Origin of the sequence: Microbacterium sp. LEMMJ01 (genome assembly GCF_002114135.1) — a bacterium.
Taxonomy (GTDB): domain Bacteria; phylum Actinomycetota; class Actinomycetes; order Actinomycetales; family Microbacteriaceae; genus Microbacterium.
In genome coordinates, this window is sequence record NZ_NCTV01000036.1 from 365320 (window position 1) to 388310 (window position 22991).

24 protein-coding genes and 1 tRNA gene are annotated in these 22991 nt (G+C 70.7%); 9 read left to right on the top strand and 16 right to left on the bottom strand.

The window, feature by feature from the left end; all coding sequences use genetic code 11:
* Positions 1 to 31: 31 nt before the first annotated feature.
* Positions 32 to 2395 carry a ComEC/Rec2 family competence protein gene (locus B7W94_RS16730; RefSeq protein ID WP_253247461.1) on the bottom strand — a complete coding sequence of 788 codons (2364 nt, stop codon included), beginning with the start codon at positions 2393 to 2395 and terminating at the stop codon, positions 32 to 34.
* Positions 2396 to 2465: 70 nt separating this feature from the next.
* Here B7W94_RS16730 and B7W94_RS18175 point away from each other — a divergent pair, with 70 nt between their 5' ends.
* The gene (locus B7W94_RS18175; protein WP_157544465.1) at positions 2466 to 2603 is read left to right on the top strand and encodes a hypothetical protein; all 138 of its coding nucleotides are present in this window, start codon (positions 2466 to 2468) and stop codon (positions 2601 to 2603) included.
* 53 nt (positions 2604 to 2656) lie between these two features.
* Complete coding sequence (locus B7W94_RS16735) at positions 2657 to 3406, top strand: DUF2510 domain-containing protein (protein ID WP_085607755.1); 750 nt, start codon at positions 2657 to 2659, stop codon at positions 3404 to 3406.
* Positions 3407 to 3413: 7 nt separating this feature from the next.
* On the opposite strand, the gene B7W94_RS16740 is transcribed toward B7W94_RS16735, so the two are convergent.
* The 3 genes from B7W94_RS16740 to B7W94_RS16750 form a co-directional block, all read right to left on the bottom strand.
* Complete coding sequence (locus tag B7W94_RS16740; RefSeq protein ID WP_085607757.1) at positions 3414 to 4013, bottom strand: helix-hairpin-helix domain-containing protein; 600 nt, start codon at positions 4011 to 4013, stop codon at positions 3414 to 3416.
* A gap of 169 nt (positions 4014 to 4182) precedes the next feature.
* Positions 4183 to 6747, bottom strand: coding sequence for a leucine--tRNA ligase (gene leuS, locus B7W94_RS16745; protein ID WP_139833347.1), 2565 nt, complete (start codon positions 6745 to 6747; stop codon positions 4183 to 4185).
* A 46-nt stretch (positions 6748 to 6793) separates the two neighbouring features.
* Positions 6794 to 8116 carry an anthranilate synthase component I family protein gene (locus B7W94_RS16750; RefSeq protein WP_085607759.1) on the bottom strand — a complete coding sequence of 441 codons (1323 nt, stop codon included), beginning with the start codon at positions 8114 to 8116 and terminating at the stop codon, positions 6794 to 6796.
* Positions 8117 to 8157: 41 nt separating this feature from the next.
* Between B7W94_RS16750 and B7W94_RS16755 the strand changes: the two genes are divergently transcribed.
* From B7W94_RS16755 to B7W94_RS16765, 3 genes are read left to right on the top strand one after another with little or no spacing between them, the layout of a single operon-like run.
* Entirely contained in the window at positions 8158 to 8829 is a 672-nt protein-coding gene (locus B7W94_RS16755) for a DedA family protein (protein WP_025104953.1), read from the top strand.
* Positions 8830 to 8833: 4 nt separating this feature from the next.
* Positions 8834 to 9859, top strand: coding sequence for an App1 family protein (locus tag B7W94_RS16760; RefSeq protein ID WP_085607761.1), 1026 nt, complete (start codon positions 8834 to 8836; stop codon positions 9857 to 9859).
* A gap of 1 nt (position 9860) precedes the next feature.
* Entirely contained in the window at positions 9861 to 10724 is an 864-nt protein-coding gene (locus B7W94_RS16765; RefSeq protein ID WP_062766665.1) for a hypothetical protein, read from the top strand.
* A gap of 3 nt (positions 10725 to 10727) precedes the next feature.
* Here B7W94_RS16765 and B7W94_RS16770 read toward each other — a convergent pair whose 3' ends face one another.
* The 5 genes from B7W94_RS16770 to B7W94_RS16790 form a co-directional block, all read right to left on the bottom strand.
* A complete protein-coding gene (locus B7W94_RS16770; RefSeq protein WP_238695574.1) occupies positions 10728 to 11801 on the bottom strand; it encodes a glycoside hydrolase family 3 N-terminal domain-containing protein in 1074 nt (357 codons plus the stop codon).
* A gap of 140 nt (positions 11802 to 11941) precedes the next feature.
* The gene (locus B7W94_RS16775; RefSeq protein WP_025104957.1) at positions 11942 to 12598 is read right to left on the bottom strand and encodes an SDR family oxidoreductase; all 657 of its coding nucleotides are present in this window, start codon (positions 12596 to 12598) and stop codon (positions 11942 to 11944) included.
* Between the two features lie 28 nt (positions 12599 to 12626).
* Positions 12627 to 13154 (bottom strand): hypothetical protein, encoded by a 528-nt coding sequence (locus B7W94_RS16780; RefSeq protein WP_025104958.1) that lies wholly within the window; start codon positions 13152 to 13154, stop codon positions 12627 to 12629.
* Positions 13151 to 13942, bottom strand: a complete 792-nt coding sequence (locus tag B7W94_RS16785) for a hypothetical protein (RefSeq protein WP_062766672.1) — start codon at positions 13940 to 13942, stop codon at positions 13151 to 13153. The genes B7W94_RS16780 and B7W94_RS16785 overlap by 4 nt, the downstream gene beginning before the upstream one ends.
* Positions 13943 to 13984: 42 nt before the next feature.
* Positions 13985 to 15052 carry a flavin-containing monooxygenase gene (locus B7W94_RS16790; protein ID WP_085607763.1) on the bottom strand — a complete coding sequence of 356 codons (1068 nt, stop codon included), beginning with the start codon at positions 15050 to 15052 and terminating at the stop codon, positions 13985 to 13987.
* Positions 15053 to 15187: 135 nt separating this feature from the next.
* Here B7W94_RS16790 and B7W94_RS16795 point away from each other — a divergent pair.
* The 4 genes from B7W94_RS16795 (at position 15188) to B7W94_RS18180 (ending at position 18242) form a co-directional block, all read left to right on the top strand.
* Positions 15188 to 15260, top strand: a tRNA-Ala gene (locus B7W94_RS16795).
* 173 nt (positions 15261 to 15433) lie between these two features.
* Positions 15434 to 16567 (top strand): hypothetical protein, encoded by a 1134-nt coding sequence (locus B7W94_RS16800; RefSeq protein ID WP_085607765.1) that lies wholly within the window; start codon positions 15434 to 15436, stop codon positions 16565 to 16567.
* Between the two features lie 195 nt (positions 16568 to 16762).
* Positions 16763 to 17965 carry a DUF3500 domain-containing protein gene (locus B7W94_RS16805; protein ID WP_085607767.1) on the top strand — a complete coding sequence of 401 codons (1203 nt, stop codon included), beginning with the start codon at positions 16763 to 16765 and terminating at the stop codon, positions 17963 to 17965.
* Between the two features lie 103 nt (positions 17966 to 18068).
* Positions 18069 to 18242 (top strand): hypothetical protein, encoded by a 174-nt coding sequence (locus tag B7W94_RS18180; RefSeq protein ID WP_164498152.1) that lies wholly within the window; start codon positions 18069 to 18071, stop codon positions 18240 to 18242.
* A 63-nt stretch (positions 18243 to 18305) separates the two neighbouring features.
* On the opposite strand, the gene B7W94_RS16810 is transcribed toward B7W94_RS18180, so the two are convergent.
* From B7W94_RS16810 to B7W94_RS16840, 7 genes are all read right to left on the bottom strand, one after another.
* Positions 18306 to 18563: a hypothetical protein gene (locus B7W94_RS16810; RefSeq protein WP_164498151.1), complete on the bottom strand. Its 258-nt coding sequence runs from the start codon at positions 18561 to 18563 to the stop codon at positions 18306 to 18308.
* 138 nt (positions 18564 to 18701) lie between these two features.
* A complete protein-coding gene (locus B7W94_RS16815) occupies positions 18702 to 19391 on the bottom strand; it encodes an SDR family oxidoreductase (protein ID WP_025104964.1) in 690 nt (229 codons plus the stop codon).
* A gap of 1 nt (position 19392) precedes the next feature.
* Complete coding sequence (gene rsfS / locus B7W94_RS16820) at positions 19393 to 19773, bottom strand: ribosome silencing factor (protein ID WP_025104965.1); 381 nt, start codon at positions 19771 to 19773, stop codon at positions 19393 to 19395.
* Positions 19773 to 20834 (bottom strand): hypothetical protein, encoded by a 1062-nt coding sequence (locus B7W94_RS16825; RefSeq protein ID WP_085607769.1) that lies wholly within the window; start codon positions 20832 to 20834, stop codon positions 19773 to 19775. The genes rsfS and B7W94_RS16825 overlap by 1 nt, the downstream gene beginning before the upstream one ends.
* Positions 20831 to 21433 (bottom strand): nicotinate-nucleotide adenylyltransferase, encoded by a 603-nt coding sequence (gene nadD / locus B7W94_RS16830; RefSeq protein ID WP_029989831.1) that lies wholly within the window; start codon positions 21431 to 21433, stop codon positions 20831 to 20833. The genes B7W94_RS16825 and nadD overlap by 4 nt, the downstream gene beginning before the upstream one ends.
* 6 nt (positions 21434 to 21439) lie before the next feature.
* Positions 21440 to 21661: a hypothetical protein gene (locus tag B7W94_RS16835; RefSeq protein WP_025104968.1), complete on the bottom strand. Its 222-nt coding sequence runs from the start codon at positions 21659 to 21661 to the stop codon at positions 21440 to 21442.
* Positions 21662 to 21728: 67 nt separating this feature from the next.
* Positions 21729 to 22982, bottom strand: coding sequence for a glutamate-5-semialdehyde dehydrogenase (locus B7W94_RS16840; RefSeq protein ID WP_085607771.1), 1254 nt, complete (start codon positions 22980 to 22982; stop codon positions 21729 to 21731).
* Positions 22983 to 22991 lie beyond the last annotated feature (9 nt).

Genomic DNA, 22991 nt, shown 5'->3' on the forward strand with positions numbered 1-22991 from the left:
ACCAGCCTACCGGCGGTGTCGGACACCCGACTCAGGGCGGCGCGACATCGGTCCAGACGCGGAGGGCATGGTCCTCGATGCCGAGCAGGGTGCGACCGTCGCGGTCGGTGCGGTAGACGTGCGCGCCGAGAGCCGACAGCAGCTCCAGGGTCTCCCGACGCGGGTGTCCGTAGTCGTTGCCCGCGCCGACCGTGATGAGCGCCACGCTCGGCTGCAGAGCCTCGTACAGAGCGGGCTCCTGATCAGCGCTCCCGTGGTGGGCGACTTTGACCACGTCGTATCGTGTCAGCGGCGTAGCGCGGAGCAGCGCGCGTTGCGGGGCCGCGGAGAGGTCGCCCAGCAACAGGGCGCGCGGCACTCCTCCCCCGGCGAACTCGGTGACGACGCTCGCATCGTTGCCCGGCGGGAAGGCGACGCTGTCCTTCCTCGGCCAGAGCACCCGCCACGATGCTCCGCCGAGACTGCCCCGATCTCCGGCACCGACCGCGCGGAGGGCCGCGCCCGCCCGCGCCAGGCCATCGAGCACGCGCGCATCGGCATCGTCGGCGGGTGGTCCGTGCAACACGGTGTCCACTCGCCCTTCGAGCACGGCCGCACCCCCGACGTGGTCCGCGTCGAAGTGCGTGAGCACGAGCAGGTCGATGCGGTCGATGCTCAGCGAGCGGAGGCAGGCGTCGAGCGCCCCCGGGTCGGGACCGGTGTCGATGAGGGCGATCGCGTCCCGCGAACGCACCAGGATCGCGTCGCCCTGGCCGACGTCGCACGCGGCGATCGCCCACCCGTGCGGCGTCACGAGCGAGGCGAGTGGACCGTCGACCAGCACGCGGGAAACACCGACGGACGCCACGACGATGAGAACGCCGGCCGCCACGCATCGGACGATGGTGAGGACGCCGCCGGACATCGAGGCCCCCGGCCGACGAGACCACACCGTCACGACGTCCGGGCGCGTGACGTCCCGTAGGCGCGGCCTTCCGCGGCAGCACACGATGGCGATCGCGACGCTCACCAGCGCGACCAGGGCAGCGCTGCCGAGCCCCGCGGGGAGGAGCACCTGAGCGCCGGGGGGCCCGGAAGTGACATGCGCGACGGTCGCGATCCACGCAGACGGCAGCCAGGCGCACGCGGCGAGCAGATCCGCGACGGGTGGGAGAGGCGCAGCGAGACAGGCGAAGAGCCCGATCACCGTGGCGACCGGCGCGGCCGGCTCGGCGAGGAGGTTCGCGACGACCGAGACGAGCGACTGCTGCTCCGCGAACAGCGCGATGACGGGCGCGCACGCGAGCTGCGCCGCCAGAGGCACGGCGATCGCGAGGGCCAGCGGACCGGGCAGCCAGCGAGCAATACCGTTCGCCAGCGCCGGGGCGAGCAGGATGAGGGCCCCGGAGGCTACGGCGGACAGCGCGAATCCCGGCGTCGATGCGAGCCAGGGATCGGCGACGAGGAGCGCGCCCACGCACAGGGCCAGGATCCCGGCGCCTGCGCTCGGCCGCCCGACGAGGATCGACAGCATGCCTGCCGCAGCCATCGTGGCGGCCCGGATGACGCTCGGCTCCGGCGTCACGAGCACGACGAAGGCCGCCAGCGCGAGGGCCGCGAGCACGACCCGCAGCGCTCGCGTCCCGCCGCTCAGCGCCGCGATCGCGAACACCGCGGCGACCACGATCGCGCAGTTCGCCCCGGACACGGCGGTGAGGTGGCTGAGGCCGCTCGTACGCATGTCGGCGTCGACTGCGGCAGGCACAGCGGTCGTATCGCCCACCGCCAACCCCGGAAGGAGCCCGGCGCCGGGTTCCGGGAGCCGCGTCGCGCGCTCGACGAACGACCGGCGGAGGTCGGCAGCGAACCCGAAGACGCCCGGTGCGGACCGTTCCACCGTTCCGGCGGTGACGAAGACGACGAGGGCCGCCCGCTCCCCCGCATTCGTTTCCGCACTCTCTCCGGTCACGCGCACCTGCGCGCCGAGGACGAACCCCTCCGATTCCTCGATGCCGATGCGCACCGGACCGGCCGCCGGCTCCACGGCCCCGGGCGCACCGATGCCGCTCAGCTGCACGTCCATCCAGAGACGCCCATCGCGTCCCACGGACGCCGACGACGAGACTTCACCGACCGCTTCGACGGCTCTGCCTCCCCACGCGTGCACGGCGTCACGGCCCGCGGACTGTGCGAACACGGTGAACGCCACGGCTGCCGCCGTCGCGAGAACCACGATGACCAGTCCCCCGATCGTCGCGACTGCGCGGCGCCGGATCGCCAGAGCGGCGCCGATGATCCCCGCGGCCGCCAGGCATCCACCCGCCACCCACGCCGCCGCTCCCGGCACGAACACGCAGACCAGGGCCACACCCCAGGCACCGACCGCCACCGGCAGTAGGCGCAGATCGCCCGTCACGCCGATCCCTCCTCGGGCCCCAGGGACGAACGCTGCCTCTCATGCATCGGATCACCCTAGAGTCGCGCCGGTGCCCGCTCCGCCCGCCGCGACCGCCGCCGCACGAGCAGAGGACAACGACCCTGGAGGTCAGTGTGTGGAGGAGCACTTCTCCGATGAGGAGACCGCCGGCGTCGGACGCGGTGACGACCTCGTCGGAGGCGATTGAGTAGCCTGGGTACTCGCGCGCGGCGGACGCTGCCGCGACGAGGAGGAGAGCGCATGAGTGTCCCGGCTGGGTGGTACGACGATGGTTCCGGGCGCCAGCGGTGGTGGGACGGAGCACGGTGGACCGACGCCTACGCTCCCCCTTCGGCTCCGACGAATCCCTCGCCGCCTCATCCCGAGGCGCCGGCATACGGGTCGGCCGCCCCGGCGCAACAGGTCCCTGACGCTGCTTCTCGGCCGACGCCGGTCCTCGGGTTCATCGGGCTGGGCCTGGCCGTCCTCGGCGCCGTTCTCGCCTTCATCCCCGTGTTGTTCGTGGTCGGCGCGGTGATCCTGTTCGCCGGGTTCGTCGTGTCGCTGATCGGGTTGTTCACGAAGAACGCCGCGAAGTGGCCGTCGATCGTCGGCATGGTCGTGTCGGTCGTCGGCGCCGTGATCGGGGTCATCGTGCTCATCGTGTCGCTGGTGCTGGCCTCCTCGGCGCTGAACGACCCGTTGCCCGCCGAAAGCGCGCCCCCGGCCAGCGCCCAGCCATCGGACCCGCCGAGCAGCGCCAGTGAGAGCCGTCCGACACCTGAGGAGATCGGCGCGTCCGCGGAGGAGATCAACCGGTCGAACGGCCTGACCACCTATGACGATATGCCGGACTTCTATCCCTGCGTCGGGCAGTACGTCTACGACTCCGCGTTGTCCGATGAGAGCGTCCAGCTCCTGGTCGACGGACGCGATCCGCTCGAGTCCGAGCGGGAGCTGGCGACCCAGGTGATCACGGATGCCACGCTGACCTGCGATCCCCAGGGGTAGGCGACTCTCACACGCGCACCCCGTCTCGCAGCCCCTCCAAGACCTTCTCCCCGATCCCCGGCACCGCCAGGAGATCGTCGACCGTGCGGAACCGACCGTTGTCCTCGCGCCACGCGACGATGCGCTCGGCCAGCGCCGGTCCGATTCCCGGGAGCTCTTCCAGAGCCGCCTGATCCGCCGTGTTCAGATCGACGGTCCCGTCTCCGGATGGCGGCGCCGACGGGTCGGCGACAGAACCCACGACCGGAACCAGGATCTGCTCACCGTCCTCGACCCGGCGGGCGAGATTGACCCCCGCGAGTTCGGCGGCGTCCGTCGACCCGCCGGCGGCCGCGAGAGCGTCGACGACCCGGGAGTCGGCGCGCAGGACGTACAGCCCCGGGCGCTCGACCGCGCCGAGCACGTGCACGTAGATCTCCGCGGGCGCGGACTCGACCGACGCCGAGCGCTCCGCGAGCGGAACGGCCTCGACGGATGACGGTTGGCCCTGCACCAGCCCAAGACCGACGGCCGCCGAGATCGCGACGATCGCCAGCACGACCGCCGCGCCGAGCCCGAGGCGGAGCCTCCGACGGGGCGGAGGAGGTGGAGGTGGGGCCGAGGTCATCCGGTCACACTAAGCTCCTCCCCGACCCCCTCCCGACCCCGGACCCAGCGACCGTGGAGAGACGCTCAGAAGGGACTCGTCGTGGAGGACGGCCGTTCCCGGTCGCGACGTGATCCGGGCATCATCCCTTCGCACCGGGGGAGGCGGAACCGCGGAGCACGCCGAGGACTCAGCCCTTGACGACGATGCTGACGATCTTCGGGGCCCGCACGACGACCTTGACGATCTCGCGGTCGCCGATCGACCGGATGACGCGCTCATCGGCGCGCGCCAGCGCCTCGAGTTCGGCCTCGCCGATGCGTGCCGGCACCTCGAGCTGCGCGCGCACCTTGCCGCCGATCTGCACGACCGCGGTGACGGTGTCCTCGACGAGCAGCGCCGGATCGGCGGAGCGCCACGACACGAGTCCGACGGACGGCTCGTGTCCCAGGATCTCCCACATCTCCTCCGCGGTGTGCGGGGCGATGAGGTCGAGCATGACGGCGATGGTCTCCGCCGCCTCACGGACGGCGGGGTCGGCAGCACCGGCCGCGCCGTCGATCGTCTTGCGGGTCACGTTGACCAGCTCCATCAGACGGGCGACGAGCACGTTGAACTTCGTCTGCTCGACCAGCGCGGGCGCTTCGGCGAGCAGCTTGTGCGTCGCGCGGCGCAGGGCCGCGTCGCCCCCGTCGAAGACGACGTCGACGGGGCTGGCGACCTCGTGCGCGATCCGCAGAGCGCGCGCAAGGAACTTCTGCGCACCGGTGGTCGACACGTCCGCCCAGTCCTTGTCGTCCTCCACCGGACCGGCGAAGGCCAGACCGACGCGGAGCGCGTCGGCACCGTGGGCGTCGAGCTCCTCCTGGAACAGCACCAGGTTGCCCTTGCTCTTCGACATCTTCTGGCCGTCGAGCAGCACCATGCCCTGGTTGATCAGGTTGGAGAACGGCTCGGTGAAGTCGATCAGCCCCATGTCGAAGAGCACCTTCGTGATGAAGCGTGCGTACAGCAGGTGCAGGATCGCGTGCTCGACACCGCCGATGTACGAGTCCACCGGGGCCCAGCGCGCCGCCTGGGCGGGGTCGAACGCCACCGTGTCGCTGTTCGGCGACAGGAACCGGAGGAAGTACCAGGAGCTGTCGACGAAGGTGTCCATCGTGTCCGGATCGCGCAGCACCGGGTCGCCGGTCTCCGGATCCGTCGTGCGCACCCAGCTCTCGGCGCCGCCCAGCGGGGACGTCCCCTTCGGCTTGAGGTCGAGGCCCTCGACGCTCGGCAGCTTGACCGGCAGCCGGTCCTCCGGCACCGGGACGATGCGGCCGTCCTCGGTGTGGAGCATCGGGATCGGCGTGCCCCAGAACCGCTGCCGCGAGATCAGCCAGTCGCGCAGGCGGTAGTTCTTCGCCGCCCGGCCCGTCCCCGTGGCCTCCAGCTGCTCGATGGCGCGTGCGATCGCGTTGCGCTTCGACAGTCCGTTCAGCGGACCGGAGTTGATCATGCGTCCCTCGCCGGTGAGCGCGACGCCGGTCTTCGCCGGGTTCTGCTCGTCGAGCGCGACGTCCGCATCGATCGGGACGCCGTCCTCGTCCACCTCGATGACCGGCATGGCACCGGTGACCGGAGCGGTGGTGTCGACGACGACCTTGACCGGCAGGTCGAACGCGCGTGCGAAGTCGAGGTCGCGCTGGTCGTGTGCCGGGACCGCCATGACGGCGCCGTGCCCGTAGTCGGCCAGCACGTAGTCGGCCGCCCAGATCGGCAGCTTCTCGCCGTTGACCGGGTTGATCGCGTAGCGGCCCAGGAACACGCCCGTCTTGGGACGGTCGGTGGACTGCCGATCGATGTCGGTGGTCTTCTGCACCTCGGCCAGGTAGGCCTGGAAGCGCTCGCGCACCTCGGGCTCAGCGTCCGCCGCGATCTCGGCGGCCAGGTCACCGTCGGGCGCCACGACGAAGAACGTCGCACCGTGCAGGGTGTCGGGGCGCGTCGAGAACACCGTCACCGGCTCCTCGCGCCCCTCGATGCGGAAGTCGACGTCGGCGCCGACGGAGCGGCCGATCCAGTTGCGCTGCATCTGCAGCACCTTGTGCGGCCAGAACCCCTCGAGCTGGTTCAGGTCGTCGAGCAGGCGGTCCGCGTAGTCGGTGATGCGGAAGTACCACTGGGTGAGCTTCTTCTTGACGACCTCGTAGCCGCAGCGCTCGCAGCGCCCGTCCACGACCTGCTCGTTGGCCAGCACCGTCTGGTCGTTCGGGCACCAGTTGACCGGGCTCTTCTTCCGGTACGCCAGGCCCCGCTCGTACATCTTCAGGAACAGCCACTGGTTCCAGCGGTAGTACTCGGGGTCGGACGTGTGCAGCACCCGGCTCCAGTCGAACGAGACGCCGTACTGCTGGAAGCCCACCTTCTGCTGCGCGATGTTCTGGTACGTCCACTCGCGCGGGTCAGCACCCTGGCGGATCGCGGCGTTCTCCGCGGGCAGGCCGAAGGAGTCCCACCCGATCGGGTTCAGGACGTTGTGGCCCCGGTGCCGCCAGAAGCGCGCCACGATGTCGGAGTAGAGATAGTTCTCCGCGTGTCCCATGTGGAGGTCGCCGGAGGGGTACGGGAACATGGCCAGCACATAGCGCCGCGGCCGGGTGTCGTCGTCTCCGCCCGTGAGGAACGTCTCGTGCTCCGCCCAGTACTTCTGCCACTTGGCCTGGATGGCGTGCGGCGAGGAGAACTCCTCGTCGACGGGAGCGGTGGACATGTTCTCGGACAACGAACGCACGACCAATCTGAAGGGAAAAACGGGATCAGTTCAGGATATCGGAACGCCAGGTGGCGGGCATTTCCGCGCCCAGCGCCGCGAGCGGGGCGCGGGCCTTCGTGGCGACCTCACGCACCTCGGCCGCGGGCACCGATCCCCACGTGATCCCGCCACCGGCGCCGACGAACGCCGCCTCCTCGTCCACGACGATGCTGCGGATGACCATCGCGAGATCGAGAGCACCGTCGACGCCGATGTAGCCGAAGCAGCCGGCGTAGATGTCGCGAGGGGCGCCCTCGAGGTCGCGCAGCTGCGTCATCGCCGACAGCTTCGGTGCTCCGGTCATGCTCCCGGCGGGGAACGCCGCCTCCAGCAGCGCCCCGACCGTGATCCCCTCCGCGGCCGTGCCGCTGACCGTGCTGACGAGCTGATGCACGGCCGGATAGCTCTCGACCTCCCAGAGACCGTCGACCCGGATCGACCCCGGCACGCACACCCGGGAGAGGTCGTTGCGCATGAGGTCGACGATCATGACGTTCTCGGCCCGCTCCTTCGGATCCGCGGCGAGCTCTGCGGCGAGCGCGGCATCGGTCGCGGCATCGGCGCCCCGAGGACGCGTGCCCTTGATGGGACGGGTGCGGATGACGCCACCGCCGGCGTGGACGAACTGCTCAGGGCTGGCACTGAGGAGCGCACGTCCCCCGATGCGCAGGAATCCCCCGTGGTGCGCCGGCGTCGCCGCCCGGAGCCGCCCGTACACGGCGACGGGGTCGTGGGCCCCGGGCACGGTGAACCGCGTCGTGAGGCAGAGCTGGTAGGCGATCCCCGCGTGGATGAGGTCGCGGCAGCGGTCGATGAGCTGCTCGTACGCGGCGGGAGTATGGCGGGCCTCGGCGACGTGTCGGTCCTCCACTGCCCGCGGCGTCGGCGCCTCGGGGCCGGCGTCGCTCAGAAGGGACTGCAGCCAGCGCTCCCCCTCACTGGTCTCCTCCTCCGGGGCCAGCAGCCACAGGCGGTGCGCGGCGTGATCGACCGCCACGGCCCTGGTCACGCGCAGCCACGTCCGGGCTTCCGGCTCCGGCTCGGTGGCGACCGGAGCTCCCGCTCGCGCGGCTCCGCTCTCGTAGTCGCGCCAGCCCACCCATCCCCCGCGGAACGGCGGCATCCCGGCCTCGACGGACCCGGCATCCAGGCGCACGTCCTCCGGAAGCGACTCCGCCACCCCGGTGCCGAGGAAGCTCCATCCCTCGACGGCGTCAGCGCCCGCATCGAGCCAGAACACGTCCGCCTGCCGCTGCGCGAGCACCCCGAAAAGGCGCTCCGGCGCCACCCAGGACGGCAGGGCTCGGGGGGTCAGGCGGTCGGGCACCTTTCCAGCCTAGGACCGGGCTGCTCCCGTATCCTCATGGGGTGGACGACCTCCTGCTCTGGCTCCTCGACACCGTGCAGTCGATCGATCCGGTCACGCGTACCTTGGTCGCAGGTCTCGCCGTCATGCTGGAGACGAGCATCCTCATCGGCCTCATCGTCCCCGGCGACACGATCGTCATCATCGCCTCGATGGGCGTCGCCACTCCCCTCGAGGGCATCGCGATGGGCGTGGCCGTCGTCGTCGGCGCCCTCATCGGCGAGAGCATCGGCTTCTGGCTCGGCCGCTGGCTGGGCCCCTACATCCGTGCCTCCTGGCTCGGACGGCGGATCGGCGAGCACAACTGGGTCCGCGCGGAGAACTACCTGGCCCGACGCGGCGGCATCGCCATCTTCCTCTCCCGCTTCCTCCCGGTCCTCCATTCCCTCGTCCCCCTCACGGTGGGGATGAGCGAGTACCCCTACCGGCGCTTCCTGGCCTGGACGACCCCGGCCTGCATCATCTGGGCCTCGGCGTACGTGAGCGTCACCTCGCTGGCGGCCGGGAGCTTCCGCGAGCTCGTCGACCGCGTGCACTTCGCGGGCTACCTCTTCGTGGGAGTCATCGCCCTGTTCCTCGTGCTCGCCTACCTGGGCAAGCGGCTGCTGCACCGTCTCGAAGCTCGTCATCTGGAGGCCCCGGCGGCGGAGTCCGACGCCGACGTGAAAGACTGAGGCAATGGCCCCCGCACCCCCGGCGCCCAGGATCCACTGGTTCGCCCGTCTCGAGCACCGCCTGCACGTGTGGCGCGAGGGACGAGCGCGCCGCCGCGGCCGGAGCGCCACCGTGCTGCCCTTCCCGGGCTACGGCGGCCCCGGGTGGGTCCGTGTGCTCGGTCGCGTGCTGATCGTCCCGCCGCAGCGCCGAGGCCGCGACGGGGAACCGGCGAGCATCCGCGGCTGGCGCAGCTTCGTCGGCATCCCCGTGGGTTTCGCCTCGGTCGACGTGCATGTCGGCGACAGCACGCTTCGGGTGGTCGCCGACCGCGGCGGCGTCATCGACACCGTCATCCGCGCCGACCTCGAACCCGGCTGGCAGACCTTCACGATCACCGTCGAGGGACAGGAGCCGATCGAGGCGCGGGCCTTCGTCGTCGCGGAGAGCACCCGGTTCGGCGTCGTCTCCGACGTCGACGACACGGTCATGGTCACGGCGCTCCCCCGGCCCTTCATCGCCTTCTGGAACTCGTTCGTCGTCGACGAGCACGCCCGCATCCCGGTCCCGGGGATGGCCGTGCTGCTCGACCAGCTGCTCCGGCAGCACCCGGGGGCTCCGATGGTCTACCTCTCCACCGGCGCCTGGAACGTCGCCCCCACGCTGTCGCGGTTCCTCGGTCGTCACCTCTTCCCCGCCGGCTCGCTGCTGCTGACCGACTGGGGCCCCACGCACGATCGCTGGTTCCGCAGCGGGCGCGACCACAAGCTCACGAACCTCCGGCGACTGGCCACCGAGTTCCCCGACGTCAAGTGGCTCCTGATCGGCGACGACGGCCAGCATGACGAGGCGATCTACACGCAGTTCCAGGAGGAGCACCCGGATTCGGTCGCGGGTGTCGCGATCCGGCGGCTGCTGCCTGCCGAGGCGGTGCTCGCCGGCGGCCGTGCCGAGATGGAATCCCATGACGCGGACGAGGTGCCGTGGGTGAGCGCCGAGGACGGCGCGGGCCTGCGCGACCAGCTCGGCGACGCCGGCATCCTGCACTGACATGATCCTCACCCGTGACGACTGGCTTCGGCGCGAGGACGCGCATCGGGAACGGGCCGACGCGCTGACCGCCTCGCACCGAGACCGTGTGACGCGCGGCGAGAAGCACCCGGTGTGGGACTTCCTCTTCACCTACTACGGCTATAAGCCCGCGCAGCTGCGCCGCTGGCATCCCGGAGCGGGTGTGGAGCTGGCGGACGCGTCCGAGCGTGTGGCCTGGCGCTGGTACGCCCCCGGGGTCACCCCCGACGGCGTGACGCCGGATGCCGAGCGCTTCGCCGCCGAGAAGCCCGAGCTCGCTCGCCTCGTCGCCCTCATGCTGCGCCGCACGGGTTCCCGTCCCGGGCAGTTCGGCTGCTTCGGTCTGCACGAATGGGCGATGGTCTACCGCGCCGCAGAGCATCGGCATGCCGTCCCCCTCCGGCTGGGGCAGGCGGGCACGGATGCCGTGGTGGAGGCGCACGATCTCCGCTGCACGCACTTCGACGCCTTCCGGTTCTTCACTCCGGAGGCGGTGCCTCGCAACCGGGCGGCGTTGACGAGAGAGGATCAGCCCCTCCTCGAACAGCCCGGCTGCCTGCACGCCGGCATGGACCTGTACAAGTGGGCGATGAAGCTCGGCCCGCTCGTTCCCGGAGAGCTGCTGCTGGAGGCGTTCGAGCTGGCGCGCGACATCCGGCTGCTCGACATGCAGGCCGCCCCGTACGACCTGTCGGCGTGGGACGTCGAACCGGTACGCATCGAGACGCCGGAGGGCAAGGCCGAGTACGTCCGGCGCCAGCGTGGTTTCGCGGACCGTGGCGCCGCCCTCCGCGCTTCCCTCCTCACCGCCTGGCTCGGCCCGGACGAGCGCGCCGCCGCCTGAGCGTCAGCCGGCGGCGCAGTCCCCGCAGACGGCCCACGACGACGACGCTGCGGCGAGCTGCAGGCGCAGGGTGAGCACCCGGGTCGCCGCGTCCTCCAGACGGTCGGCGGGCAGCGTCCCGGCGTCGACCGCCGCGGCGATCCCCGCGGCCATGTCGGTCGCGGTCTGCGCGGTGGACCCCGCGATCATGAGCACGAGGTCGTTGCCGGCCGCGACTGCGGCGACGCCGTTCGCGACCGGGTCGGCGTACGCCGGGTCCCCCGAGGACAGCAGCATGCCGAGGTCGTCCGTCACGGCCACGCCGTCGAAGCCGAGCTCCTCCCGCGCGATGCGATGCCACTCCGCGGAGAGCGACGCCGGACGGGAGTCCACGGCGGTGTACGCGAGATGGCCGTACATGAGCACCGAGGCACCGGCGTCGATACCGGCGGCGAACGGGACGGCGTCCGTTTCGCGCCAGGCGGCCTTCGTCATGCCGGTGCTCGGGATCGCGTGATGGGAGTCGCCGGGCGCCGCTCCGTGCCCGGGGAAGTGCTTGAGCGTGGACGCGACGAAGTGCTCCTGGGCCGTGGTCGCCGCCGCGGTGCGCTCGGCGGCATTCTTTGGATCGGTGCCGAGTGCCCGCCCGAAGATGAACGAGCCGGGGTCGGAAGGGACGTCGGCGACCGTGCCGAAGTCGACGGTGATCCCCGCGCGGGCGACGAGCGCGCCGCGGGCCGCGAAGGCTGCCGAGGTCTCGGCGACCGGACGGCTCTTCAGGGTCGTCGACGCCGGGAAGGTGTCCCAGGGCAGGCGCGAGACGATGCCGCCCTCCTGGTCCACGGCGATCAGCGGCGGGAGGGCGGGGTCGACGGTCAGCGCGGCCGTCAGCGCGCGGAGCTCTTCCTCCGTGGCCGGGATGTTCCCGCCCATGAGGATGAATCCGCCGAGCCCCGACTGCATATAGGCACGCAGCGCCGCCGGATCGGTCCCGCCGATGTGTCCCATCACGATGGACGATGCCTGCTCCGCGGTACTCATGTCCGCGACGAGAGCGGCGGCCTGCTGTCGGAGCTCGCCGGGCCCTGCGGCCTGCACCGATACCGCCTCAGCGGGCTCCGTGCTGGACTGGGCAGCCGCCGACGCGCAGGCACCTCCCACGAGGGCGATCAGGACGAGCGCGGCGCCGGCACCTCGCCGTGCCCGGCGCCCGAGGGACCGACTCCGCTTCATCGCCCTCAGCGCGCGAGCGCCTCGGCGATCGGCACCGAGGTCTCCTCGTCGCCGTTGCCGAAGCGGATCGTGCGCCCGATCGTGCCCGGGTCCTCCAGGGTCGCGACGATGACCGCCGCGACGTCGGCGCGGGAGACCTCGCCGCGCCCCTCCGGATCGATGCGGATGCGACCGGTCGGGTCATCGAAGGTCAGCGTGCCGGGGCCGAGGATCGTCCCGTCGAGGTCGGAAGCGCGCAGGTGCTCGTCTGCGGCCCACTTCGCGTCGGCGTACGGGAAGAAGGAGTCGTCCTCCGGGACGCCGTGATCGGCCGTGGAGCCGATCCACGACACCATGACGTAGCGTCGCACGCCCGCGCGCTCCGCCGCGTCCATGGTCCGCTCCGCCGCGTCGCGGTCGACCGCGTACGTACGCTCCGGGCTCCCGCCTCCGGCACCCGCCGACCACACCACGGCATCGTGTCCGCGGATGATCTCGGTGAGGGCGTCGACGTCCATGGTCTCGATGTCGGCGACGAGCGCGATCGCGCCGCCGTCCTCCACCTCCGTCACGTGATCGGGGTTCCGGATCACCCCCGTGACCTCGTGACCGCGGGCGACGAGGAGCGGGGCGAGCAGCAGGGCGATGCGGCCGTGGCCGCCGAAGACGAGGATGCGCGACATGTCTTCACCCTACGCGCCCCGACTGACGTCAGCCCGGGGTCTGCGAACTGTCGATGACGAAGGCCTGCGGATGCGAGGGGAGGTACCGCACGACGACAGGCGTCCCGGTCGGGATCCACGCGTCACGGTCCGGGTACACGGCGGGGGTGAAGAAGTCGCTCTCCAGCGTGTACTCGGTGCCGTCGGCCGCCGTGAACGTCACCCAGTCCCCGTCGACCGTACCCGTGGTGGGACGACCGTTCTCGAAGATGTACGCGCGGGTCACCGGGACACCGGTCAGGCTCAGGATCCCGATGATGAGGGAACCGAGCATCACGAAGGCCAGGACGCGGAAGAACACGCGGACCACGGAGCCACCGACGCTGCCCCTGGATCGCGTGCCCGCCGGAACAAGGCCTTCCCGCTCACGGACAGCCCGCAGCGAGCCGCCTCCGGTCGTGCCTCGCGCGGAGACCGCGAACAGCCCGAGGATCGAGAACGCCGCGATGAAGACCATCGCATAGCCGTGCGCGGCGGGGAAGTTCACCAGCCACATCAGCGTGTCGAGGGGGTTCATCGTGCCGCCTCCTTCTCGATGGTGACGGCGACCGTGTGCGGGTCCTCCCGCCGGTAGAACGCCCAGATCGGTGCCCCGACCTGCAGGCGCGACACGGCCTGCGGGTAGACGAACACGGTGGTGTCGGCCTCCCACGGCTCTGCCCCCTCGGGGGCCACGAGCACCTTCAGCGCGAGTTCGCTCTGCCCCTCACGGCGCCGTCCGGTCGGACGCACCTCGACGACGGACGCGGGCACCTGGGTCCCCGTCGTACGCGCGCGGACCTGGGACGGGTCGATGAGGCCCCGGTCGATGCGCCACTGGAGCATCGCCTCTCGGACGCTCGGGTCGCTGAGGTCGGCGAGCTCGACCGTGTCGGGGTCGTCGACGTTGTAGCGGACCGGGACGGGCTGCCCCACCTGCAGCGCTCCGACGTCACCGGCGTCGAGCAGCATGCGCAGCTGTCCGATGAAATCGTCGCCGACGCTGGGGCTGACCCGGATGAACAGGTCGTACTGGGGCACGTCGTTCACGGTCACGCCGGTGCGCGACATCTCGACGACGGTGCCGACACCGATCTGCGCCGGCCCGCGAACCTTCTTGCGCCGCGCCAGACCCGACATCGATCCGCCGAAGGTGAGCAGCAGACCCCACGCCACACCGATCACGATGGGGCCGCCGAGACCGTCACCGCTCGCGAACGGGAGGATCGACTCGCGCTGGTTCACACCGAACAGGCCTTCCCCCACCCACACCACGAGCCACGCGGAGAGCAGCAGCCAGACGACGGTCAGGACGATGCGCAGCATGCCTCCCAGCGTATCCACAGGACGCGCCGGACGACGAACCAGTCAGGACGAGACCGAGGCTCCCGTCTTCGCGAGCGCCCGGACGACACCGGCCGCAGCGGCTCGCCCCGCTCTGTTCGCGCCGATGGTGCTCGCGGAGGGGCCGTACCCGACGAGCTGCACCCGGGGGTCGGCCACCGCCGTCGTACCGCGGCCGCCGCGGTCGAGCTGGATCCCACCCGCGGCACTGCGCAGGTGGAGCGGGGCGAGGTGGCCGATGGCCGGCCGGAACCCCGTCGCCCACAGGATCACGTCCACCCGCTCGAACGATCCGTCGGCCCAGCGCACGCCGTCGGGCTCGATGCGCTGAAAGAGCGGTCGACGGTCGGCGTACGCGCCGAGGCGCTCCGCTTCCCGTTCCTGGGGGCGCAGCATGAGACCCGTGACACTGACCACGCTCTCCGGGGGCAGCCCGGCCGCCACCCGCTTCTCGACGAGCGCGACGGCGGCGGCACCGGCCTCCGGTGTGAAGTCGTCATCGCGCCAGACGGGCGGGCGTCGGGTGACCCACAGGGTCTCGGTGAGGGGAGCGAGGGCGCCGAGGAACTGCACGGCGGATGCACCGCCGCCGACGACCAGCACCCGCTTGCCGAGGCAGTGCTCCGGACCCGGGTAGTCGACGGTGTGGAACTGCTCCCCGAGGAACGTCTCCATCCCCGGATAGTGCGGGAGGAAGGGCTGCGTCCAGGTGCCGGTCGCGTTGACGAGGGTGCGGGTGCGCCACTCCCCCTCGTCGGCCTCGACGACCAGGACGCCGTCGTCATCGTGGACCCGGCGGACGTGCACCGGCCGCAGCACCGGCAGCTCGTGGGCCTCCTCGTACGCGGCGAAGTACTCCGGTACCGCGATGTTGGCCCGCCGCTCGTCCCGCGGCGGCGCGGTGTCGCCCGGGAGCTCGGCGACCCCGTGCACGTCGCGCATCGTGAGAGCGTCCCACCGGTGCTGCCACGCTCCCCCGGCGCGAGCATCGGCATCCAGGACGACGTGCTCGATCCCGCGGCGGCGCAGGTGGAACGACGCGGACAGCCCGGCCTGGCCGGCGCCGATCACGATGCTGTCGAGAGTGCTCACGATGGATCGAACGCCGTCGCTCCTCCGGATGTTCCTCGCGCCCCGACGCGCCCGGGCGGCCCGTCCCGATTGGTGCGGATGCGGATTCGTGTAGTAGTGTTTTCACGTTGCCCGGAGCACTCCGGAACAGCGTCTGGGCCTGTGGCGCAGCTGGTAGCGCACCTGCATGGCATGCAGGGGGTCAGGGGTTCGAGTCCCCTCAGGTCCACGAAAAACCCTCGGTTCGCCGGGGGTTTTCGTGTTTCCGCGGCGTGCTGCATCACGCGAGATCAGGCGCCCGCGCTCCATCAGGCATTCACCGCCCTCCCTGCCTGATGCCGCGCCATCGCCTGACGGAGGAGCATACGAAGACGAAACAGTCGTCACGGTAGCGTGTTACATATGCACGCTTCCGTCGCGCGACGCCGTCGCCGCTTCGCTCCCGTGATCCTCGGTGTTCTCGCCGTCCTCGCGCTCGGGATCGGCGGGGTGATCGCCTGGCGCCTCCTCGCTCCCACCCCGTCGGACTACGAGGGCCTCGACGCCACCGACAAGGAGATCCTCACGCAGCTGTCGGAGCAGTACGACGTCGCAGCCGCACATGCGGCGGAGATCTGGACGGACGCCTACCGGTATGAGGACCAACCGCTGGTTCTGCTGCGCACGGACGGGGAGAAGAGCTCCTTCTGGTCGCACGCGATCCTCGTCAACATGAGCGGTGTCACGGACACCTCCGGCATGACGAAGCTCGACGTTCCCGGGGCCACCCACCTCGATGACGTCCGCATCAGCCGGACGTTCGCCGTCGGGGACGCGCTGCTGTACGCCCCGTCCAACTTCGGTGTGATCGAGGTGGGCGGCGATGATGTCCTCGCGTTCAAGTACAACCAGACGATGCTCGACACCGAGACCACGACGTCGCAGGGCTTTCAGCGCTTCTCCCTGCACGAGAACTTCCACGTCACGAAGCAGGGGCTCGATCCGGAAGCGCCCGGCGCCTGGCCCTGGGTGGCCGGTGGGCTCATCCCCGACTACCCGCACACGGAGGCGCAGTACGAGCTGCTCCGCGTCGAGGCGCGGATCTTCGACAAGGTCGAGACCGAGACGGACCCGCAGGCGCTGGCCACCCTCGCATCCGACCTCGCCACGGTGCGCATGGCGCGCCACACGACGTGGCCGACTCTGGAGTTGGAGATCGAGGTGGAGGCCATCGAAGGGACGGCGACCTACGTCGAGCGGGCTTTCGACAAGGCACGAGGCCTCACGCCCGTACAGACCACCTTCACCGACGGCCTCGACGCTCTGATCGACGACCCGGATCAGCAGACCGTCCTGGAACGCGACTACTCCTACTTCACGGGTGCCCAGCTCGGCCTCCTCCTCGACCGCATCGCTCCCGACTGGAAGACGCAGATCGAGCCGGCTCCCGTCGGGTCCGCGTCGACCCCGTTCGCGACGCTGCAGCGCGTGACCGGCGTGACCACGGCACCCGACGAGGCACAGCTCCGCACGATCGTGGACCGCTATCTCCCCTGATCCCGCTCAACCTCAGGCATTCGCGCGACAACAGGCTCCGATGTGCGAGGTCGCCTGATCTCGCGAGCGGGCCTGAGGCGGCGTCCCGGACATCGCCCGGAAAAACACGGTGTGGCGTGGCCGCGGCTCCATCGTCATAGGAAGGACATCGACAGATCATAGGGCTGCCACCGGTCCCCTTCCTACCGTGGAGGCATGAACACGACATCCTCTCCCGCACAGAAGCGCCTCGCCTGGCTCGCCGGCCTCGTCCTCGCGGGCGGCCTCGTCCTCAGCGGCTGCGCGGCTGCCACGACCGCCGAACCGACGACCTCTGCCTCGTCGTCCGCCTCGGCTTCCGCCGCCGCCTCGACGGATGCCGGAACGACCGCGGGGACGATCGCCGACACGTCCGCCGCCGCCGAGGCTTTCCTCGCAACGCTGACCGACGAGCAGAGGGAGGCCGTGCTGTACGACTTCGACGACGAGACGAAGACGACGTCGTGGTCGAACTTCCCGGTGACCTTCGTGCAGAGGGCAGGACTGAACCTCACCGATCTGACCCAAGAGCAGCGGACGGCGGCGCTCGCCGTGCTGGAGGCTCTGCTGAGCGACGAGGCCTACGCCACCGTCACCGGGATCATGGGGGGCGACGAGTACCTCGCCGAGAACAGCAGCAGCACCGAGGATTCCCTCGGGCAGTACTACATCGCCTTCTTCGGCGATCCGACGGCGACCGACAGCGCCTTCGAGGTGCAGTTCGGCGGGCACCACCTCGGTATCAACGCCACGCTGGACGGCAGCACCGACGCGATCACGTTCGCGCCCACGCACCTCGGCGTCCAGCCCGCCGTCTACACGAACGAGGACGGCGAGGAGGTGCAGCCGTTCGACGGGATCTACACGGACGCCTTCGCGTTCTTCGACAGCCTCACCGCCGACCAGCAGGCCACGCTGACCTCCGGCGATGTGAGCATGTGCGCACCGGGCGACACGTGCGATTTCGTCAGCGGAGCCGGGCTGTCCGGGGCCGACCTCTCCGACGAGCAGCGGGAGCTGCTGCTCCAGCTCATCGCGAACTGGGCCGGGATGAGCGACGAGGAGACCACGGCGTCCACGCTGGCCGACATCGAGGAGACGCTGGATGACACCGTCATCGCCTGGTCCGGGGCGACGACGTACGACATGAGCACCGGGAACGGCATCGACTTCTCGATCTCCGGCCCGAAGGTGTACGTCGCGTTCCAGGCGCAGCAGGGCTCTGCGGGCGCCGACGTCGACGGCGTGACCACGTCGGGCTGGGGGCACGTGCACACCATCTACCGCGATCCGACCAACGACTATGCGAACAGCGTCACCCAGCAGGCCGCGTCCGGCATGGGCGGCCCGGGAGGCGGCGGCACGCCCCCCGCTTCCTGAGGTCGGAGCCGGCTCCGTAGCCACCCCCGCCACGGCCCGTCAACGGTCTCCCCAGGGTGCGCATGCCGGCGTATACAGAGGGCATCCGACGAAAGGAGACGACATGTCCAACACGACTCCCCCGATCCCGCCTCTCCCGCCGATCGCCGACGGGGACGCCGACGACGTCCCGACGCGCGAGGTGGACGGCGAAGAAGTGCTCGACGAGGATGCGGACGACGCCCAGATCGACAGTGCGGAGGCCGACCGCGCCGCCGTCGCCGGCGACGACGACTGATCCGGACACAGGAAAGGGCACCGCCTCCTCACGGAGGGGTGCCCTTTCTCGCGCGGAGCCGGCTCAGGTCGCCAGCAGCGGCGGTCGATGCGGGATCGCGATGGGACGCGTCGCCCGGCTCGCCCCCTGCATCCGCTCGACCTCCTCCAGCACCTCGAACGCCGTGCCGTATCGGATCGCGAGCGGAAGATCGCGCAGCCACGTCACCTCGACCTCGGTGTCGGCGAGCTCGTACACGCAGGCGACGACATGACGCGGGTCGTTCGGGGGATAGCGCAGATCGTTGATCACCCACTCCGACGGCGTGATGCGGTGAAGCACGAAACGGGGATCAGGAACTTCTGACATCAGTCGGCCCTCCAGGACTCTCTGATGACGAGCCTCCGATACCCCGCCAGGGAAGGGAAGGGCCTTGACACCCTCACGAGGAGGTGCAGGAGAATGGTGTGATCGGCTCGTTCAGCCCTGGGGACGCACCGTGAGATCCGTGAGGTGGGCGTCCCGCGGCAGGTCGAGCGCGGTGAGGATCGTCGTCGCCACCGCCTCCGGCGTGATGAACCGCGTCGCGTCGTACTCCTGGCCTTCCTGCCGGTGCACCCGCTCCTGCATGGGCGTCGCCGTCCGCCCCGGATACACCGAGGTCACGCGGATACCGTGCTCGGCCTCCTCCTGCCGCAGCGCGTCCGCGAGAGCCCGCAGGCCGTGCTTCGAGGCCGCGTAGGCCGACCACCCCGGGCTCGCCCGGAGCCCGGCGCCGGAATTCACGAACACGACGTGCCCCCGCGAGACCCGGAGCACGGGCAGCAGGAGACGGGTGAGCTCCGCCGGGGCGACGAGATTGACGGCGAGCTGCTGGTCCCAGAGCGCCGGGGTGAGTTCCCCCACCGTCCCGAGATCGACGACGCCGGCCGCGTGCACCAGGGAGTCGATGCGATCCGGCAGACTCTGCTTCGAGAGCGCCCACGAGAGGCGTCCCGGCTGGGCGAGGTCGCCGACCAGGGTCGAGACCCCCGGCAGCTCCTCGGCGATCTGTCGCGCGCGTCCCGCGTCGCGCGCGAGCACCACGACGTCGTCACCGCGCTCCACGAGCCGTCGGGCGAGGACCGCGCCGATGCCCGACCCCGCACCGGTCAGCAGGTGCGTGGCCATGTCAGGCGTTGTCAGCCGACGCTTCGGCGACTTCGAGCGGGATGACCGGGCAGTCCTTCCACAGACGCTCCAGGCCGTAGTAGACCCGCTCCTCCTGGTGGAAGACGTGGACGATGAGGTCGCCGAAGTCCAGCAGCACCCAGCGCGCCTCGGCACGCCCCTCCCGGCGCACGCGCTTGTGTCCGGACTCGACGAGACGGTCCTCGATCTCGTCGGCGATCGCGGCGACGTTCCGCTCGCTGTTGCCGGTCACGAGGAGGAAGATGTCGACGAGCGGAAGCGGCTCGGAGACGTTCAGTGCGACGAGATCCTCACCGCCCTTGGCCACGGCGGCGTCGGCGGCGATGCGCAGCATCTCTTCGGCGGTTTCGGGTGATTGCATCAGAAGACGTTTCCTGTGAAGGCGATGACCAGGGCCGTGCCCAGGCCCAGCGCGAGGGCGCCCGCGACGATGGCGGCGATCAGCATCAGCCGGTTGCCCTTCTCGGGTGCCGGCGGACGGATCACCTCGCCGGCGGGCTTGATGGTGCTGACCGCGGAGCTCGCCGCGATCGGAGTCGGGGACGACGCGGGCGGGAGCTCCCCGTCGATGAGGACGGCGTCGACCTCTTTGCCGTCCGTGGTGCCGTGAGCGTGCCCTTGCGAACCGAGCCCCTTGGGCAGTTCGTAGGACCCCGTGACGAGGATCTCGCCCGTGGAGGCCACCGGCCCGGACAGCGAACCCTCACCGGCCGACGGCGTGAAGATCAGGGCGTTCGGTGCCGAGTGCTGGGTGCCCCCGGAGTCGTTCGAGGTGAGCAGCTCGTCGAACGAGGGACGGAACGGCGCGGGCTCGGCGGGTGCATCCTCCTGGAGCACCCCCTCCCCGAACGTCGGGCTCACGGTCGGGCGCTCGCCCGCCTCGATGTCGTCGTCGACCTCCTCCTCGAGGAGATCCTCGTCCGAGGCCTCGTCCTCCGCGGAGACGCCGAGTACCTCCGACAGATCGTCCGGAGCCGACTCCGTCTGCGCACCCTCGTCCTCGACGAGGGGCACCGTGCCGACGGTATCGGCGACGTCGGCGGCGCTGACGGGCTCCGCGGCGACCTCGTCATCGACGACGTCGTCCTCCTCCGTCGGTGCCGCCGGCTGCTGATCCGCCGCGACGTCGTGCCCGGCCTGATCCTCCGCGCCGTGGACCGGGACCGAGGCGGTCTTGATCTTCTCCTGCTCCCGCGCCTGGCGGCGGGTCAGCGGAGCGGCGCCGGGCTCGACGGGGCCTTCGGCGACCGGCGCCGGGGGGACGACGACGGGCTCGGCGGCGCGGGGCAGCGGCTGGGCGGGAGGAGCGGACTCCGCGGCGGCCTTGGCCTCTTCCTCGCTGATGATCGGGGTGGATCCCGTCAACCGGATCTCCCGCAGCTGCTTCCGCGTCAGCGGACCTCGCTGATCCGATGTGCTCATGCCTTGCTCCGATACAGATGATGCTTCGCGATGTACTGGACGACCCCGTCGGGGACGAGGTACCAGACCGGTTGATCGTCACGGACACGCTCACGACAGTCCGTCGACGAGATCGACAGCGCCGGCACCTCGAGCTGGCTGACGTCGTCGCTCGGGAGGCCGTCGATGCTCAGAACGTGTCCTGGGCGGGAGACCGCGACGAAGTGGGCCAACTCCCACAGTTCATCATGGTCTCTCCAACTGAGAATTTGCGCCACGGCATCGGCGCCACTGATGAAGAACAGCTCGGCGTCCGGACGCTGGGCCTTGAGATCGCGGAGGGTGTCGATCGTGTACGTCGGTCCCGCGCGGTCGATGTCGACTCTGCTCACTGTGAACTGCGGATTGGACGCCGTGGCGATCACGGTCATCAGGTAGCGGTGCTCGCTGGGCGTCACGTCCGCCTTCTGCCACGGGCGACCCGTCGGGACGAACACCACCTCGTCGAGATCGAACGAGTGCGCGACCTCGCTGGCGGCGACCAGGTGGCCGTGATGGATCGGATCGAAGGTGCCGCCCATCACGCCGATGCGCGGTGCGCGCGTGGTCGCGGTGCTCATGAGGGCCTAGTGGCCGTGTCCCGCCTCGTGGTCCTTGCCGTGCTTGGCCGCCCAGGCCTCGGCCTTCGCCGAGTGACGGTTCGCGACGTTCTTGTACGACAGCGTCACGATCCCGAGCGCGGCGAACACGATCGCGGCGATGACTCCGAAGATCAGGGTGTCGAGGGCCACGTTGCCGTGGTGCTCGGTCTCTGCGGCGGCCATCGCGATCTGTGCGACGAGGTTCATCCTGACTCCGTTCGTGGCGTGCTGTCTCGGGGGTCCTGTGGGGATACAGCGTCCCCCAGTCTAGCCCTCACCCGCGCGTCTGACCTGCCCCACGCGCGAGCCATTTCGTACTGGTCAGTTCGGCGAGCCCCATCGGACCGCGCGTGTGCAGCTTCTGCGTCGAGATCCCGACCTCGGCGCCGAAGCCGAACTCGGCCCCGTCGGTGAACCGGGTCGAGGCGTTGGCCATCACGACCGCGGAGTCGACTTCGGCCAGGAAGCGTTCCGCGTTGCGCGCGTCGGTGGTGATGATCGACTCCGTGTGACCCGTGCTGTAGCGGCGGATGTGGTCGAGAGCGTCGTCGAGGCTGTCGACCACCTTCATGGCGACGTCGAGGCTGAGGTACTCGGTGGCCCAGTCCTCCTCCGTGGCCGGGATCACGTTGGCGACGAGGCCCGCCACGACATCGTCGCCGTGGATCGCCACGCCCTCGCTCATGAGCGCGCTCGCGACGAGGGGGATCAGCCGCGGGGCGGCCTGCCGGTGCACGAGGACCGTCTCGACCGCGTTGCACACGCTCGGCCGCTGCACCTTGGCGTTCACGACGATGTCGCAGGCCCAGTCGTCCGGGGCGCTCTCGTCGAGCAGGATGTGCACGTTCCCCGCACCCGTCTCGATGACCGGCACGGTCGACTCCGTCACGACGGTCTCGATGAGACCGGCGCTGCCGCGCGGCACGAGCACGTCGATGAAGCCGCGGCCGTGCATGAGCGCCTTCGCCCCGTCGCGCCCGAAGTCGTCGACGGTCTGGATCGCCTCCGGCGTCACGCCCGCCGTGCCGAGGGCGGCGCGCATCACGTCGACGAGCACCGTGTTCGAATCGCGCGCGGCGCTGCCTCCGCGCAGGACCACGGCATTGCCGGATCGCAGCGCGAGAGCCGCAATGTCGACGGTCACGTTGGGACGCGCCTCGTAGATCGCGCCGACCACCCCGAACGGGACGCGCACCTGCTCGAGGGCCACGCCGTTGGGCATCCGATGGCCACCCACCACCCGGCCGACGGGATCGGGCAGCGCGGCCACCTGCCGGACGGCGGCTGCGAGAGCCGACACCCGCTTCTCGTCGAGGCGGAGCCGATCGATGAGGGACTCGCCGATGCCGTTTTCACGCCCGCGCGCCACGTCGCGCTCGTTGGCCTCGATGATCCGGGCGGCGTTCGCCTCGAGGGCGACGGCGACGGCTTCCAGCGCCCGCGCCTTGTCGTCGCTGGTGAGGGCGGCGGTCTCCCGCGAGGCCTCCTTGGCCCGCTCCAGGCGCGTCTGAGGGGTGAGGTCGGTCATCCGCCCAGT